Annotated in this window: 12 protein-coding genes; 6 read left to right on the forward strand and 6 right to left on the reverse strand. The window is 72.3% G+C overall.

Annotation, left to right across the window (positions count from 1 at the left end; translation table 11 throughout):
• Nucleotides 1-13 precede the first annotated feature (13 nt).
• Nucleotides 14-412, forward strand: coding sequence for a hypothetical protein (locus ACZ4VA_RS37650; RefSeq protein WP_355784887.1), 399 nt, complete (start codon nt 14-16; stop codon nt 410-412).
• On the forward strand, nt 409-1,242 hold the full coding sequence (locus ACZ4VA_RS37655; RefSeq protein WP_355784889.1) for a DUF1206 domain-containing protein: 834 nt from the start codon (nt 409-411) through the stop codon (nt 1,240-1,242). The genes ACZ4VA_RS37650 and ACZ4VA_RS37655 overlap by 4 nt, the downstream gene beginning before the upstream one ends.
• A 185-nt stretch (nt 1,243-1,427) precedes the next feature.
• Here ACZ4VA_RS37655 and ACZ4VA_RS37660 read toward each other — a convergent pair whose 3' ends face one another.
• The 6 genes from ACZ4VA_RS37660 to ACZ4VA_RS37685 form a co-directional block, all read right to left on the reverse strand.
• Nucleotides 1,428-2,717 (reverse strand): ThuA domain-containing protein, encoded by a 1,290-nt coding sequence (locus ACZ4VA_RS37660; RefSeq protein ID WP_356239732.1) that lies wholly within the window; start codon nt 2,715-2,717, stop codon nt 1,428-1,430.
• A 26-nt stretch (nt 2,718-2,743) separates the two neighbouring features.
• Nucleotides 2,744-4,897: an RICIN domain-containing protein gene (locus ACZ4VA_RS37665; protein WP_468084425.1), complete on the reverse strand. Its 2,154-nt coding sequence runs from the start codon at nt 4,895-4,897 to the stop codon at nt 2,744-2,746.
• A 110-nt stretch (nt 4,898-5,007) separates the two neighbouring features.
• Nucleotides 5,008-6,396 (reverse strand): ricin-type beta-trefoil lectin domain protein, encoded by a 1,389-nt coding sequence (locus ACZ4VA_RS37670; protein ID WP_355793765.1) that lies wholly within the window; start codon nt 6,394-6,396, stop codon nt 5,008-5,010.
• Between the two features lie 184 nt (nt 6,397-6,580).
• The gene (locus ACZ4VA_RS37675) at nt 6,581-6,784 is read right to left on the reverse strand and encodes a hypothetical protein (protein WP_356173925.1); all 204 of its coding nucleotides are present in this window, start codon (nt 6,782-6,784) and stop codon (nt 6,581-6,583) included.
• Nucleotides 6,781-7,050 (reverse strand): hypothetical protein, encoded by a 270-nt coding sequence (locus ACZ4VA_RS37680; RefSeq protein ID WP_356173927.1) that lies wholly within the window; start codon nt 7,048-7,050, stop codon nt 6,781-6,783. The genes ACZ4VA_RS37675 and ACZ4VA_RS37680 overlap by 4 nt, the downstream gene beginning before the upstream one ends.
• Before the next feature lie 197 nt (nt 7,051-7,247).
• Complete coding sequence (locus ACZ4VA_RS37685; RefSeq protein WP_452923482.1) at nt 7,248-8,249, reverse strand: mannose-binding protein; 1,002 nt, start codon at nt 8,247-8,249, stop codon at nt 7,248-7,250.
• Nucleotides 8,250-8,789: 540 nt separating this feature from the next.
• On the opposite strand from ACZ4VA_RS37685, the gene ACZ4VA_RS37690 reads away from it, so the two are divergent.
• From ACZ4VA_RS37690 to ACZ4VA_RS37705, 4 genes are all read left to right on the forward strand, one after another.
• Nucleotides 8,790-9,602, forward strand: a complete 813-nt coding sequence (locus ACZ4VA_RS37690) for a type VII secretion system-associated protein (protein ID WP_388907144.1) — start codon at nt 8,790-8,792, stop codon at nt 9,600-9,602.
• 68 nt (nt 9,603-9,670) lie between these two features.
• Nucleotides 9,671-10,864, forward strand: coding sequence for a ricin-type beta-trefoil lectin domain protein (locus ACZ4VA_RS37695; RefSeq protein ID WP_468084417.1), 1,194 nt, complete (start codon nt 9,671-9,673; stop codon nt 10,862-10,864).
• Nucleotides 10,865-11,007: 143 nt separating this feature from the next.
• Entirely contained in the window at nt 11,008-14,325 is a 3,318-nt protein-coding gene (locus tag ACZ4VA_RS37700; protein ID WP_468084419.1) for a right-handed parallel beta-helix repeat-containing protein, read from the forward strand.
• Nucleotides 14,322-15,590, forward strand: coding sequence for a S8 family serine peptidase (locus ACZ4VA_RS37705; protein ID WP_468084421.1), 1,269 nt, complete (start codon nt 14,322-14,324; stop codon nt 15,588-15,590). Before ACZ4VA_RS37700 ends, ACZ4VA_RS37705 begins: the two co-directional genes overlap by 4 nt.
• The last annotated feature ends 146 nt before the right edge of the window (nt 15,591-15,736 follow it).

The following is a 15,736-nucleotide window of genomic DNA, read 5'->3' on the forward strand; positions in this document are numbered from 1 at the left end:
GAGAGGCTTTTCGATGAGTACGAGTCCGCTGGCCGCATCGCAGGTTCAGGTGGTGCTCAGCGACTGCTCCGCGGCGGACGCCGGGAGCCTGTTCGCGGCACTGTGCAGCCGCTTCTCCTCGGACCGCTGTGCCGAGGACAAGCCTCATGAGACCGAGGGGAAGCGGCCCACGATGTGGACCGGTACCTTCGACACCTCCGGTTCGTCCGGAGACACCCCCGTGCCGCCCGCGCAGCTCTCGGCGCCGGTGACCGCGGACGTCCAGGGCGGTCCTCTCGCGGTCAAGCACCTGCGTGAGGCCCTCGGCGAGGCGTTCACCGTGCACGTACTGGGCGAAGAGGCCGGTGACCAGGAAGTGGAGGTCCAGCTGCGGCTGGAGAACAAGGCGGCGAACGGGGACCAGGCCATATGAACGCGGACGCGGTGGCAAGGGGAGGGCGATTCCGCGTCCGGCGAGCGGCGACCGGTTCGGCGACGGAGACCGCCGCCAAGGCGGGACTGGCCGCACGTGGTGTGATCTATCTGCTGGTCGGTGTCCTGGCGCTGCAGATCGCCTTCGGCGAGGGGCACCGGCAGGCGGACCGCAGTGGTGCGCTGGAGGAGATCGCCGCGCAGCCCTTCGGGGCGGCGCTGCTGTGGATCCTGGGCGCCGGCCTCGTCGGCATGGCGCTGTGGCGGTTGTCCGAGGCGGTCTTCGGAGCGGTCGGTGAGAACGGCCGCTCCTGGCGCAAGCGGCTCATGTCGGCGGCGCGCTGCGTCTTCTACGCGTTCGTCGCCTACTCGGTGCTGTCCTTCGCCGCGGGCTCGGGCGGCGGGAAGTCCAGCGACAAGCAGTCCCGGGACGTGACGGCCCGGGTGCTGGAGATGCCCGGCGGCCAGTGGATCGTGGGCGCGGGCGGTGTCGGCATCGTCTGTGCCGGCGTGTGGATCGCTGTCCGGGCGGTGATGCGCAAGTACCACAAGCACATGAAGCTCGGTGAGATGTCGCGGACGACGCGCCGGGTGGTCGACGTCTCGGGTGTGGGCGGCGGAGCGACGCGCGGTGTGGTGTTCGCCGTCGCCGGTGTCTTCGCGGTGCGGGCGGCGGTCGCCTACGAGCCCGACAAGGCCAAGGGGCTGGACGACACGCTGAGGTCGTTCGCCGAGACCCCCGTCGGGCCCTGGCTGCTGGCGTGCGTCGCCGCGGGTCTCGTCCTGTTCGGGGTGTTCTCCTTCGCGATGGCCCGCTGGCGCAGGGTCTGAGGGCCTGACACGAACAGCGGCACACGGCCGGCTCCCGCTCATCGGGGGCCGGCCGTTCGGCGTCTGAAGCACCGTCCTCCGTCAACTCCGGTCTGACGGAAAGTTGCTGACGTTACGTCACCACAGCCGGCCTGGACGCACCGGTGCCCCCGTCGCACGGCGGCGGGGGCACCGGGCCTGATCGGTCAGGGCTGCGCGGTCAGGGCGAAGCTCTGCACCGAGGAGTCGTCACACGTCCGCTGGGTGAGCTGGACGCTGTTCGTCGCGGTCGAGGCCGCGCTCAGGCACTTGCCGCTGTGCCGGGCGACGAAGTGGTACCGCCCGCTGCTCTCCTTCACCGGCCGCCACTGCTGGTTCGTCCCGCTGGAGTAACTCCACAGCTGGAGCGGCGCGTTGTCGGCCGTGGAGCGGTCGACCACGTCGATCACCTGCTGCGGGTTGCCCCGGACGGCGATCCGCGTGTAGCCGCTGTCCGTGGCACGGAACTGGAACTGCTGGGCCTGCGTGCCGTTGCAGGTGTACTGCTGGACGGCGGTGCCGTTCGCCGTGGCGGCGGAACGGGTGTCCACGCAGGTGCCGTTGGCCTGGTTCGTCAGGGAGTACCAGGTGGTCTCGGAGATGCCGTCCGCCGGGGGTGTCGTCGGGTCGGCGCCGCCGAGCCACTTCAGGCCGTCCAGCAGGAACCGGTTCTGGGTCTCGCTCGCGAACGTCGACGACAGACGCGTGTTGGTCGAGTAGTTCATCGCGTTGTGGCCGAAGTTCGCGTACAGCATCCGGTACTGGGTGTTGGTCCACAGGATCGGGTAGTAGCCGCTGTACCAGGACTGGTCGGGGTCGGTGCCCAGGGGGAAGCTGCTGGGGTCGACGGAGGCCAGGATCTTGATGTCCGGGTTCTGCCGCAGGTCCTTGGTCCAGCTGTACCACTCGCTGACCGACGAGGTGAAGGTGGCCGGCAGGTTCCTGGTGGCGGCGTGGGTGCTGTTCTCGACCTTGAGTTTCGCGCTGGTCGGTCCCCAGGTGTTGGTGCTGAAATTTCCGCTGCCGAGGAACTGGTTGTGGTACCAGGGCCAGGCGGCGGCGTCGGTCGTGAAGGCGGCCACGTGGAAGCCCATCCAGGCGCCGCCGCCCCGCATGTACTGCTCGAAGCCGGCCCGCTGGGCCGCGGTCTGCGGCGCGTCGTCGAGGAACAGGACGACCTGGTAGGCGTTCACGCCGCCGTTGCTCAGCAGGTCCCAGTTGTTGCTGGGCGTGTAGGTGAATCCGTTCGCGGCGGCCTGGCGGGGGAACCAGTCGTTCGCCTCCTTGACGAAGTCGATGTGCGCCGCGTCGTAGGTGCCGCTGTAGAGCGCCAGCACCTTGAAGGGGGTCGCCGCGGGGGCCGCGTGGGCGGGTGTCACCGCCGGGCCGAGGAGGGTGGCCAGCAGGAGGAGCACGCGCAGGGCGGCGCGGGCCGGTGCGGATCTGGTCACGTGCATCGGGGAATCGGTCCCTTCGGTGCGGCTCACGGGTAACTCACCAGGTTGGCCACGTTGGTGGCGGAGTTGGAGGGTCCGCCCCGGTCGTTGACGACGTGCCGGATGGTGCCCGTGCCGCCCAACGACACCGTCACCATGTTCTTGAAGCGGACGTTAGCGGTGTTCGGTGCCTCGATGGCGTGCTCGGCCGTGACGGCCGGATCGACGTTGAAGTAGCAGTAGCTGCCGAAGCCGTACACCTGGTGGCTGGTCACGGAGTCGGCCACCTTGTAGGCGGCGTAGCCCTGGGTCGAGCCGTTCATCCAGGCGGCCTGACCGGGCGGGTCGTACGGCATCTCGTTCTGGTAGAAGTACGTGCGGCCGCCGTTGCCGTTCCAGAGCGTCTGGTGCTTCTGGAAGTGCTCCACGAACAGGCCGTACATGGTGACGTCGTCGCCGTTGACGACGAGTCCGGTGTCGGCCGTGTTGCTGGTCCAGCCGACGCCGCTGCCGTGGTCGGCACGCCAGATCCACAGGTGGTCGCCGATGACGTCGTCGCTGTTGACCGTCAGGCTCGTGGTCGCCTTGCCGACGCCCGCGCCGCCGACGCGGAAGAACACGTCGTGCAGGGAACTGGGGTCTGCCGCGTGGTCCGCCGAGGAGCCGCTCGGGCCCATCTCCATCAGCCGCGCGGAGTTCGTGGTCCCGGCGTCGAACAGCAGCCCGGCGAGCTGGACGCCGTCCACGTCGGCGACGGTCATGGCGGTGATGCCGTTGTCGGGGATGAGCGTGGCGAGGCCGAGTCCGAGGACCACGGTGTCGGCCTTGGTCACCTTGAGCGTCTGGCTCAGGTGGTAGACGCCCGGGGTGACCAGCAGGTGCTTGCCCGCGGCGAGCGCCTCGTTCATCTGCGCCGCCGTGGCACCGGGCTTGACGACGAAGAAGTCCGAGAGGGGCAGGGACGTGCCCGCCGGTGTGCCCGAACTCCACGTGGTACCGCTCGTGTTCGTGCGCGCGGCCGGGACGAAGACCTTGTAGGCGCCGGCCGGGTCGACGTACAGGAACGGCTTCTCGCGGGTGACGGGGCTCTGGTCGACCGTGGTGTACGGCGGGCTGGGGAAGCTGTTCGCGGGAGCGTTCCTGGCGCCGACGAACACCATGTTCCAGTTGGAGCCCGTCCAGCTCGACCATTCAGTGTTGCGGGACAGCCACTGCTGCTGCGAGCCCGACCTGACCTGGCCGTCGACCTTGGTGTCGGCCATGTAGCCGCCGCTGGACCAGCCGCCGTCGTCCAGCTGGAGGTTGCCGCGCAGGTGCATCCGCCGGTAGGGCGCCGCCTGTGACACCGCCCAGCGGTCGGTTCCGGAGGCCGGGGTCACCGACAGGTTCTCCGCCGACCGCCAGAAGTTCTGGGTGGCGTTGCCCTGGAACCAGTCCGCCTCGGCGTGCACGGCGCCGCGGATGGTGACGTCGTCGGGGGACAGCCCGAGACCGGCGACCTGCGTGTAGAAGCCGACGTTCGCGTCGGCGTCGTAGGTGCCGGGCTTGAAGAGGAACGCCTTGCGGGCGGTGCCGAACTGGTTGGTCTCCTGTTGCGCGAAGGCGGCGTCGAGGGCGTTCTGGACGGTGGCGGCCGGGGTCGACGGGTCGAAGACCGTGACGTTCGGCCCGAGGTCGGGGGTGCCGGGCGGCTGGGGCGCGTCGACCGGGTTCACGTAGAAGGACTGGGCCTGGCTGCCGTTGCAGGTGTACTGCTGGAGCTGCACGCTGTCCGCGGTCGACGCGCTCGGCACGTCGAGGCACTTGCCGCTCTTGCGGTTGACGAAGTGGTAGGTGCCGCCCGACTCGGCCACCGCCTGCCACTGCTGGTTGTCGCCGCCGCCGTACGTCCACAGCTGCACGCCCGCGCCGTCCGCGGTCGAGACGTCCTTCACGTCCCAGGCCTTCGTGGCGGCCGAGCGGTTGACGACCTGGGCGAATCCGCCGGAGGTGTCCTTGAACTGCCACTGCTGGGCCTGCGTGCTGTTGCAGGCGTACTGCTGGACGACGGTGCCGTCGGCGGTGGCGGCGGACCGCGCGTCGACGCACTTGCCGCTGCCCGCGTTGACGACGGTGGCCCAGCCGGTGGGCACCGCGGCGGCGGCAGCGGTGGCGGCCTGGGCCGGTGCGGCCGGCGCCACGCCGGTCGCGGCGGCCGCCACGAGGGCGAACACGCCGAGCAGTCCGGGTGTCCGGCGGCGGCCGGGTTCTCGCCTCGATCTGGGCACGGCTACTCCTGGAGGTGGGGGGTGGGGAGACGTGGACCGAGGGCTCAGCCGGTGTACTTGGCGAAGATGCTCGTGAACTGCCAGGGGGTCTGGGCCACGCCCGAGCAGGTGTCGTCGTTCGGGTAGGCGCCGGGGCACGGCCGGTCGCGGTTGGCGGACCAGAAGGTCAGGCGGGCCAGGTGGTGCTGCTGCGCGTAGCCGAGGATGGTCTGGAAGTCGGCGGGGGTGACGGTCTCGTTGACGTCGGTGATGCCGTTCATGGAGGAGATGCCCATGCCGCGGTAGGCCTGGTCGTCGCTGTAGCCGTAGGCGCTCTTGAGCGCCGACTTGAGCCCCTCGGCCGCCCGCAGGGTGAGCGTCCCCATGTTCTGGCCGGCGCCGCCGAAGTCGAACGGCATGATGGTCCAGCTGTCGACGGTCAGGCCGGAGGCGGCCGCCCGCTTGATCAGGCCGGTGTCGGGCCCGCTCTGGTCGGTGCCGATGGTGATGTACACCTTGATGCCGGGGTTGTTGGTCTTGACGGTCTTCAGCGCGTCCACGGTCCGCTGCTGCACTGTGCCGTTGCTGTAGGCGTCGGCCTCCAGGTCGATGTCGATGGCCTTCAGCCCGTAGGCGTTGATGACCTTCTGGTAGGCGGCGGCGAGTTCGCCGGCGCTGGAGCAGGAGCTCTCCAGCTTGTTGCCGCTGTAGCCGCCGAAGGACGGGATGACGTCGCCGCCGTTGGCGCGCACGGTGTTGACGGTCTGCTGGTCGACGCCGCCCGTGAGCGGGCGGCTGCCGTCCCACTGGGGGTTGCAGTAGCCGTTGCTGAGGACGAAGGCCAGCGTGAACCACTTGACGCCGGTGGCGTTCATGACGGTGGCCGGGTTCGGCGGGCTGCCCCAGCCGTTGTAGAGGTACGGGGCGACGGCCATCGGCGCGGAGGGGGTCGTGCCGCCACCGCCCGCGGCGGGCGCGGTCCACTTCTGGTTGGCGGCCCCCGTGCAGGTCCAGAGCTGCACGGGAGTGCCGTTGGCCGAGGTGTTGCCGGTGACGTCCAGGCACTTGTCGGCCTGCGGGTTGACGATGTCGCGGGCCGCGGTGACCGTCCACTTCTGGTTCGCGCCACCCGTGCAGTCCCACAGTTGCAGCTTCGCGCCGTTGGCCGTGGAGTTGCCGGTGATGTCGAGGCACTTGCCCAGCGCCCGGATGGTCTGGTCGGAGCCCACGGTCCACTGCTGGGCGGTCGTGCCGTTGCAGTCGTAGATCTGAACGGCGGTGCCGTTGGCGGAACTTGCTCCGGCGACGTCGAGGCACTTGCCGCCGAGCCCGGTGACGGTGCCGGTCGCGGCTGCCGCGGGCGACACGGTGAGAGCGCCTGCCGAGAGGGTCAGGGCTGCTGTCGAGAGGGTGACACGGAGCGCGGTGGAGCGCGCGCGGGAACGTCCGGCCATAGGGATCACGGCCCTTCACAGGTGGCTGATGGTGGGGGGAGAGCGTTCACGTACGTGAACATCGAGCGCATTCGTGGAGGCTTGGTGATCGGTGAACCTAAAGGTCTGAACCAGACACGTCAAGAGGTGAAGCAAAGAGACCCGGGAACGGGTGTGTGGGTGCGAGGAGTTGAAGGGCGGCGGTTCAGAACGCCTGGAGGTGGACCCGCGCCCGGTCGCCCTTCAGTGTCTCGACGTAGATGTCGATCCACTGCACGTCTCCGCGGCGGTCGTCCTGGACGCACGGAGGGCACACCCCGGCCCAGCGGGGCCCGTCGAGTGTCTGGGGTTCGGCCAGTCCGAGGTGGCCGAAGCGCTCTCCCCGCGGGGCGAAGTCCTTCGACCTCACTTCAGAGGCTCTTCGGAGCGCAGGTCGCCCGCGACGCGCTCGGCGTTCTTCACGCTGTTGACGAAGGTGAGCAGGTAGACGTCTTCCTGCGGATTGATCTGGACGGCGCCTTTGGTCCCGGTGGCGTCCTCGGGTACCGCGACACGCATGAACGCGGAGGCCTCGGCCGCGCCGGCCTGCTCGTCCCAGTGCCAGTCACGCCCCTCGGCCGCGAGGCGGTCGCCCCCGTCCGGGCCGGTGCGGGAGGCGAGGAGGACGGCGGTCACCAGAGCCGTCGACGAGGTGGGTGCGGCGTCGGATCTTCAAAGGTTCTCCTCGCCGCCGCGTGACGCGTTCAGGCGGCGGCCTTCTCGGGCCCTGGTGTGGAGTCCGAGGTTCGCAAACGGCGGTGGGCTCGTCCAGTTGCCCTCTCCCGGGCCGCACGGTGTGCGGGCCGGGGTCCGGCAACCGGACCGCCGTCGCGTCAGGTCGACCAGACCACCCCGCCGTTGTGCAGGACGACCACCTTGCCGTCCGCGCGCAGGACGAGCTGGGCGTTCTCGTGGCCGTGGCTGCGGGAGGCCCAGATGGGACGGTCGTCGGCGTTGTGGATGACGAGGTTGCCGTCCTGCTGGAAGATCGCCCGGTGGTCGGGCCCGAACGTCATGGACGCCCAGATGGCCTTGTCGTGCTCGTTGTAGACGACGAGGTTGCCGTCGGTCTGCATGATCATGCGGATGCGGTTGGTGGACCAGGACTGCCCGACCCGCAGGACGCTGGTCGCGTAGACGGTCTTGGTGCCCCAGTTCGGCTTCGGGTCCGCCTTGGGCTTGGTCTCGGCCTTCGGCTTCTTCTCGGGCGACTTGCTCGGCTTCGGCGACGGCGAGGGCGCGGGCGCGGGCGGGGCGACGGCGACCTTGGGGGCCTCGCTCTTCTTCGGCTTCTTCCTGCCCGGCGACACGCTGGGCTTCTCGGCCACGTAGTCGTCGAGCGCGGCGGGGGCCGAGCTGGCGTTCAGGACCGTGTCGGAGCCCGCGGCCAGCCCCTTGGCCGAGCCGGGACGCTCGTCGTCCGCGCTGCCGGCCAGCAGCAGGGGTATGGCCACCAGGACGGCGCCGGCGATCGCGGCACCCGCCAGGACCGGCTTGCGGGGACGCCCGGTGCCGACGCCCGTCTCGGACTTGACGTTCGGAGGCGTGGCCGCGACGGCCACCGCCGTGGCGGTGCCCTCCTCGGGCTCCTCGGCGGGCTCGGCGGCGGCCGGGGGAGCCTGCGGTGCGGGGGCGGCCGGGGGCGCCGGCTCCGCGGCGGTCTCCTCGGTCTCCGGGCTGCTTCCGGACTCCGCCTCGGGGGCGGCGGCCACGCTCGGGGCCTGCTCGTCCGGCGCCGGGGACGGAGGCGAAGACGGGGGCGTGGACCCTGCCTCCGCCGCGCGGGCGGCGGCCGCCTCCGCGTTCGCGCCGGGGGTCTGGGGCGTGGGGGACATGCGGTACTCCTCCTCGGTGGCGGAGCTGTCGGTGAGGGGCACGGACCCGCGCGGCGGGCGGGCCGGTGAACACCGGTCGGCTCGGCGGGCGTTGGTCAAGTGCTCGTCGAGATGCGCCAGTTCGGCCCGGTGCGGTGCGCCGGGCCCGCCTGTCCGTCCACGGTGGCGGCCGCGGCCGGTCCGAGGCCCAGCGAACCGCGAAGTCCCCTCGTGCGCCCCTGGCTTGGACGCCCGGGCGGAAGGCAGTCGTACGTTCGACGGGCCCGATGGCGTATCCAACTTAGCCCGTCACAAGAGCGACAGCAGCACCGGCCGTCCCGTACGCCACGCCGCTTTGTCCCGCCACGCCTCACTGCTCCCGGAAAGTTCTCCGAACGGGCAGAGAACGGGCACGTGAGAGACCCCATACGGGCCCGTCCTCGGCGCACACGGAAGGGGCGTGTGTGGCATCCTGTTGGCTCCCCGATCTGATCAGTGTCGGCGTGCGCGCATCCGGTGCGGCACCCAGGAACCCGTACGGACCGAAGAGTTCAGGTGAAGATGCGGCCCGGAGAACGGCAAGAGGGCAGGCATGACGCCCCGTCCGCGGTGCCCGACGAGGCCGGCCCCACCGCCCCCGAGTCGCCCGTGGCCGCCGCCCCCGAGACCGGCGAGAGCACCGACGCGCCCGAGATACCCGAGGCCGTGCGCGACGCCGCCCGCCGGGCCCCGGGACACTGGATCGGCGTGGTCGACCCGGAGTGGACCGAGGAGCGGACCCCGCCGGAGTGGGCCGTGCTGGGGGAGTGGCAGTCGGACGAGAGCGGCGGAGTAGGCGACTACCGGGCCAACCCCGCCTACCGGCCCTCGGCCCGCGTCCTCGGCTGGCCCGAACCCTCCGACCCCGTGGACGCGGCGGCCCAGCGCGCCGCCACCGGCTACGGGACCGTGGACGAGGCGATCGCGGCGCTCGCGGACGCAGAGGTCAGCGTGGTGAGCGGGGCGGACGGCCGCCCGCTCACGGCCGCAGGCCAGGACGGTACGCCGGTGGTGCTGTTGTTCACCTCACCGGTCCACGCGTTCATGTCCCCGGCACTTCGGCACGGCACCCTGCCCGCCAGGGACCTGGCCCGTTCACTGAACGGTTCCGGCACCCGTCTGCTCGCCAACCCCGGGGCCGCGGCACCCCTGCTCGTACCGGCGGACAGCCTTCTCGATCCCGTACGTGTGCCGGGCACCGAGGCAGCACCCGCAACCGGCGCCGTCGTCGACGCGGACGGCCGCCCGTCCGGCGCCGACGGCCCCAGCGCCTTACCCGTCGACGACGACTCCGCTCGACCCTGGCCCCACGCCACAGGGAGGACCACCACGTGACACGTCCGGCACAGCAACCCCCCACCTCCCCGAGTGCCGCGTCCGGAGCGGACGGCGAGGAGACGGCCGTGACCACGGTCGCCGCCGACGCCCCCGAACCCGGCACGGACCCGGTGGAGACCGCCGTCGCGGCCTCCACCGAACGCGGCACGGCCACCACGCGGACCGGAGAAGCCGGGGCCGCCTCCGAGCCCGGCGGCGAGCCGGCCGGGACGACGGCCGCGGCAGCCGAAGGCAAGGGCACGTCCAGCGCGAACTCCGCCGAATCCGGGGCCGCTTCAGAGCCCACGACGGCCGAGGCGGACCCCGACGCCCGTACGGAGAACGCTGAGGCCGAGGGGACGACCGCCCCGGACCGGACCGCGGAGCCCGACGCCGAGAGCGACCCCGGCGCCGCCGCGGCGGCCAAGAGCCGGCTGCCCGCGCTCGTACGGACGATGACCGCGACCGCGATCGACCGGCCGCAGCAGGAGGCCCGGCCCGTGGGACGGCCGGGCAGGGCGGTACTGGCCGGAGCGGCCGTCGCGGGCGCGCTGCTCGTGTCGGCGCCCCTGCTGATGCTCGGCGGAAACGACGACAAGGACCGCAAGGGACCCGCGTCGGCGGGAACCGTCCTCGGCGGCGACGCCCAGGAGGCACCGGGCGAGTTCGCCGCCGCCACCCCCGGCACCCGGTCCCCGGACGCCGACGCGAAGGACTCCGGCGACAAGAAGAAGCCGAAGAAGGGGAGTTCCGCGTCCCCCGCCGCCAAGGCTCCGGAGCGCGGCGGCTCGAAGGACACCGGCGACAAGGAACAGCCGAAGAAGCGGGACGGCGGGACGAGCGCCGACAGCGGCAAGGACCAGCCCGCGAAGGCCGGTTCGGGTGTCACCCTCGGCGCTCCCGTCACCCTGCGCAGCCACCTCTCGGGACGCTGCATAGACGTACCGGGCAGTGACTTCTCGGACGGCAAGCAGCTGGTCGTGTGGGACTGCAACGGCAGCGACGCGCAGAAATGGCGGTTCGCGTCCGACGGCACCGTCCGCACCAAGGGCGGCCTCTGCCTGGACGTGGCCGGCGCGAACTACAACGACGGCACGCCCATCCAGATCGCCTGGTGCAGCGACAACAACGCTCAGAAGTTCGTACTCAACGCCAGCCACGACCTGGTCAACACCGTCGTAGGCAAGTGCGTCGACATCAGGGACAACAACAGGGGGAACGGGGCCCAACTGCAGCTGTGGAGCTGCGCCGGGACCGACAACCAGAAGTGGAGCGTCTGACCGCGCGCCCGTCCGGCGGGAGCGCACTCCCGATGTCCGTCCGTCCCGCGGGCGGGGCATGATGGCACCGTCGGCTCGCCGGCACACGCCCCCGAAGAGGGGGACGTTCACTGAAGACGCCCCCGTGGCAAGGAGGTTGGTGCGTGTCGCGCCAGGTACTGTCGGTCGGCCCGGGAGACCGGGACCGCTACCGGACCATCGGTGAGGCACTCGCGGCTGCCCGGACCGGCGCACTCATCAGCGTCCGGCCCGGCACGTACGCGGAGAACCTGGTGATCAACACCAGGGTCACCCTCACCGCCGCCGAAGGGCGGGGAACGGTCGAGATCCGGCCGCGCTCGGGCAGCGTCATCGCGCTGCGCGCCGACGCCGTGATGCTCTCCGAGCTGACGCTGCGCGGCGGCGACGCCGAACTGCCCGCCGTGGACGTGCGGCGCGGACAGGCCGCGCTCGACGGCTGCGAGATCGTCGGAGCCGCCTGGACCGCGATGCTGGCCGGCGGAACGGGCTCCCTCGCGCTGCGGGAGTGCCGGGTCAGCAACGCGCAGGGCGCCGGCATCGTCGTCACCTCGACCACGCCCACCACCGTGGAGTCCTGCACCTTCGAGCACCTGGGCACCAGCGGCCTGGTCCTCGCGGAGCAGGGCGAGGCCCGCATCCGGGGCTGCACCGTGCGCGACGCCCGCGGCAACGGGCTGCTCGCCAACGACGACGCCCGCGGCACGGTCGAGGACTGCGACATCTCCTCCACCGACAAGCCGTCCATCGCCCTGGAGGGGAACTGCTCCCTCTCGGTGGTCCGCACCGTGGTGCACGACACCAGCACCGGCGTGCACCTGAGCAGCACGGGCCGTACGACGCTGGAGGACGTCCGCGTCACCGGCGCGTCCGGGAACGGCATCACGCTGGCCCGGGGCACCGACCCGGTGCTGCGCCGCTGCCGCGTCTCGCGCACCCGCGGGCACGGGGTACTGGTCACCGACCGGGCGCGCGGCACCTTCGAGGACTGTTGGGTGGACGGCGCGCAGGGGGCGGCGCTGCGGGTCGCCGGGGCCGCCTCCCCGGCCCTCACCGGCCTGACGGTCCGCGACTGCGAGCAGACCGGGCTCCTCCTGGAAGAGGACTCGGCGGCGGAACTGGACCGCCTCGAAGTGATCGGCGGCTCGCCCGCCGTCGCGGTGCGCGGCGGCGCCAACCCGCTGCTGCGCCGGGCCCGTCTGGTCGAACCCGCCGGTGACGGCATCTCGGCCGCCAAGGACGCCCGCGGCCGGATCGAGGACTGCGAGGTCGTCCGGCCGAAGGGCGCCGGCGTCCGCGCGGCCTCCGGCAGCACGCTCTACCTGGCCGGCGGCGGTGTCTCGGACACGGCCACCAGCGGGCTGGTCGTGGAGGACGGCGGCAACGTCACCGTGCGCGACTTCCGCGTCGAGATATCCGGCGAGGAGGGCGTGGTCGTCGCCGCGGGCGGTGAACTGACCGCCAACCGCACCTCCGTGCACGCCGCGAGGGGGCACGGCTTCCTGCTCCGTGAGGGCGCGCTCGCCTCCCTCAGCGGCTGCGAGGTCTCCGGCGGCGCCCAGGACGGCTTCCGCGTGGAGTCCACCGCGCCGGTCTCCCTGGTGAACTGCCTCGCCCGGGAGAACGAGGGCGGGGGCCTGGTGCAGACCGCCCCCGGCGAACGGCTGGCCGTGGACGGCCTGAACAGCACCGGCAACGGCAAGCGCGACGCCTGGGGCTCCGGCAGCGCCGAGAACACCGACCCGGCCGGCTCCGGCGCCGCGGACGCGCCCCCGCCCGACCGCGCGGACGGCCCGCTCGGCGCCCTCAACGCGCTGATCGGCCTGGAGAACGTCAAGCAGCAGGTGCGCACCCTGGTCAACCTGACCCAGCTCGCCCAGCGCCGCGAACAACTCGGCATGTCCGCACCGCCGATGAGCCGGCACCTGATCTTCGCCGGTCCGCCCGGCACCGGAAAGACCACGGTGGCCCGCCTGTACGGGGCGATCCTCGCCGGACTCGGCTCGCTGCGCAGCGGACACCTGGTCGAGGTCTCCCGCGCCGACCTCGTCGCGCAGGTCGTCGGCGGCACCGCCATCAAGACCACCGAGACCTTCCAACGGGCGCTCGGCGGTGTGTTGTTCATCGACGAGGCGTACACCCTCGCCTCGGACAGCGGCAACGGCGGCGCCGACTTCGGCCGCGAGGCGGTGGACACCCTGCTGAAGCTGATGGAGGACCACCGCGACGACGTGGTGGTGGTCGCGGCCGGGTACTCCCGTGAGATGGAGTCGTTCCTGGGCTCCAACCCCGGTCTGGCCTCCCGCTTCTCGCGGACCGTGGAGTTCGAGAACTACTCGGTGCCCGAACTGGTCGCGATCATGGAGAACATGTGCGCCCAGCACCAGTACGAGCTGGGCGAGGGCACCGCGGCCGCGCTCGCCGCGCACTTCGAGGCCATGCCGCGCGACAGCGGGTTCGGCAACGGCCGTGCCGCGCGCGGGGTGTTCGAGGAGATGGTGGACAGGCAGGCGGTCCGGCTCGCCTCGCTGCCACAGGTCGGCGAGCACGATCTGCGGCTGCTGCTGCCGGAGGACGTCTCCGCCACCGCCGCCGCACAGGCGACCCGGACCACCGCCCCGGCCGACGACCCGCTGACCCGCCTCGGCGACATGATCGGCCTGGCCGAGGTGAAGCGCGAGGTCGCGGACCTGGTCAACCTCATCACCACCGCCCGCCACCGCGCCGCGGCGGGGCTGCCGGTGCCCTCGCTCAGCAACCACCTGGTCTTCACCGGGCCGCCCGGCACCGGCAAGACCACCGTCGCGCGGCTGTACGGGGAGATCCTGAGCCAGCTCGGCATCCTGGACCGGGGGCAGCTGGTCGAGGCGGCCCGCGCCGACCTGGTCGGCCGCTACATCGGCCACACCGCCCAGCTCACCCGCGAGGTCTTCGAACGGGCCCGTGGCGGCGTGCTGTTCATCGACGAGGCGTACACCCTCACCCCGCGCGGCGGTGGCGCCGACTTCGGCCAGGAGGCGGTGGACACCCTGCTGAAGCTGATGGAGGACCACCGCGACGAGGTGGTCGTCATCGTCGCCGGATACACCGACGAGATGGAGCGCTTCCTCGCCTCCAACCCCGGCCTGTCCTCCCGCTTCCCGCGCCGGATCGGCTTCGCCGACTACTCCTCCGAGGAACTCGTCACCATCGTGCGCTCCCAGGCGGCGGCCATGGGGTACGAGTGCGGACCCGGCACCGGCCCGCTGCTCAAGGAGTACTTCGACTCGCTGCCCCGGGACCGCTCCTTCGGCAACGCCCGGCTGGCCCGCCAGGTGGTCGAGTCGATGGTCACCCGCCAGGCGGGGCGGCTCAGTTCACTGTCCGCGCCCACCCTCGACGACCTGCGCATCCTGCTCCCCGAGGACATCGTGTCCGCGGCACCGAAGGCGGCCCCCCGGTGAGAACGTCCACCCGCGGGGTCGCCCGCCTGCTGTCCTGCACGGGCCTCGCCGCCGCGCTGGTGCTGCCCGCGGCCGGTCCCGCCCTGGCGGCGCCCCCGTCCCGGCCGCCGTCGGCCGACGGGAAGAAGGGCCAGGAGCTACCCGGCATGCCCTCCGCGCTCGCCGCCGACTCCGAGGCCGCGAACTGCACACCCGCCTCCCGCGAGAAGGCGGAGAAGCAGGACTGGTCCCGCCAGCGCCTCGACCTGGACCGGCTGCACGGATACAGCACCGGCGCCGGTGTGACCGTCGCCCTCATCGACACCGGCGTCGATCCCGACGCCGCCGGACTCGAAGGCCGCGTCACCGCCCCGGGCACCGCGGCCGAGGACTGTGTCGGACACGGCACCTTCCTGGCCGGGCTGATCGCGGGCACCGGCGAGGGCGCCGCGCCGCTGACCGGGGTCGCCCCGAGAGCGAGGATCCTCGCCCTGCGCGGTACCGACACACGCGGCCGGGCGAGCGCCGGCCTGGTCACGGCGGCGGTGCGCGAGGCGACCGAGGCGGGAGCCGGGGTGATCGCGGTCGCGGTGGCACTGCCGCGCCGTGACGCGGAGTTGAGCCGGGCGGTCGCCGAGGCCCGTGAGAAGGGCGCGGTGGTGGTCGCCGCGGCCACCCCGGACCCGCCGCGCGGCGGCACCGACGACATCCCGGCCCGCACCTACTGGCCGGCCGGCGAGCCCGGCGTCCTGTCGGTCGCCAACATGCTTCCCGGCGGCGGGCGCCCGGAGAAGGCGCTGCCCACCAGCGGGATCGACCTGGCCGCACCGGGCGCCGGGGTCGTCTCCGGCGGTCCGCGCGGTGACGGCCACTACCTCGGCGCCGGTGCCTCGGTCGCCACGGCCTACGCCGCAGGGGCGGCCGCCGCGGTGCGTGCCGCCCGCCCCGGCGACTCGCCGGCCGCCGTGGCACGCCGCCTGACCGCGACCGCCTATCCCGCCGACATCCCCCAGCTCGACCCCTACGCGGCCGTCACCACGGTCCTCGGCGACACCGGCAGATCGGCGGGCACCGGGCGGACCGCGGTTCCCGTGAGTGTCCGCGACACCTCGTCCGCCGACCGCGCCACGGACCGCGCCACGCTCTTCGTCCTCGTCGGCACCGGCGGTGTCCTGGCCCTGCTGTGGGCCGCGTACGCCGTTCCCCGGGCCCGCGCGCGGGGATGGCGTCCGGCGGGTGCGGGCGGGACGGCTACGGCGACGACGGGCGCGACGGAGGAGGACTGACCTAGGGCCTGTCGTTTGGATCAGGTCGGCCGTGACAGACGGTTCGTCCCGGCCGGCCCGAGCGGGGTCTGGTGCGTGCAGCTGCAAGGCGGAGGAGGGAGTCGAAGCGGAGCTTCGGCGACCGACGACAACGCCGCAGATGTGCG

This window comes from Streptomyces sp. NPDC028308, from assembly GCF_055565855.1.

What these genes read in the sequence shown, in the direction of transcription:
- ACZ4VA_RS37670 (WP_355793765.1), bottom strand. Translation starts at nt 6,396, where the DNA reads ATGGCCGGACGTTCCCGCGCGCGCTCCACCGCGCTCCGTGTCACCCTC.
- ACZ4VA_RS37690 (WP_388907144.1), top strand. Translation starts at nt 8,790, where the DNA reads ATGCGGCCCGGAGAACGGCAAGAGGGCAGGCATGACGCCCCGTCCGCG.
- ACZ4VA_RS37660 (WP_356239732.1), bottom strand. Translation starts at nt 2,717, where the DNA reads ATGCACGTGACCAGATCCGCACCGGCCCGCGCCGCCCTGCGCGTGCTC.
- ACZ4VA_RS37685 (WP_452923482.1), bottom strand. Translation starts at nt 8,249, where the DNA reads ATGTCCCCCACGCCCCAGACCCCCGGCGCGAACGCGGAGGCGGCCGCC.
- ACZ4VA_RS37650 (WP_355784887.1), top strand. Translation starts at nt 14, where the DNA reads ATGAGTACGAGTCCGCTGGCCGCATCGCAGGTTCAGGTGGTGCTCAGC.
- ACZ4VA_RS37655 (WP_355784889.1), top strand. Translation starts at nt 409, where the DNA reads ATGAACGCGGACGCGGTGGCAAGGGGAGGGCGATTCCGCGTCCGGCGA.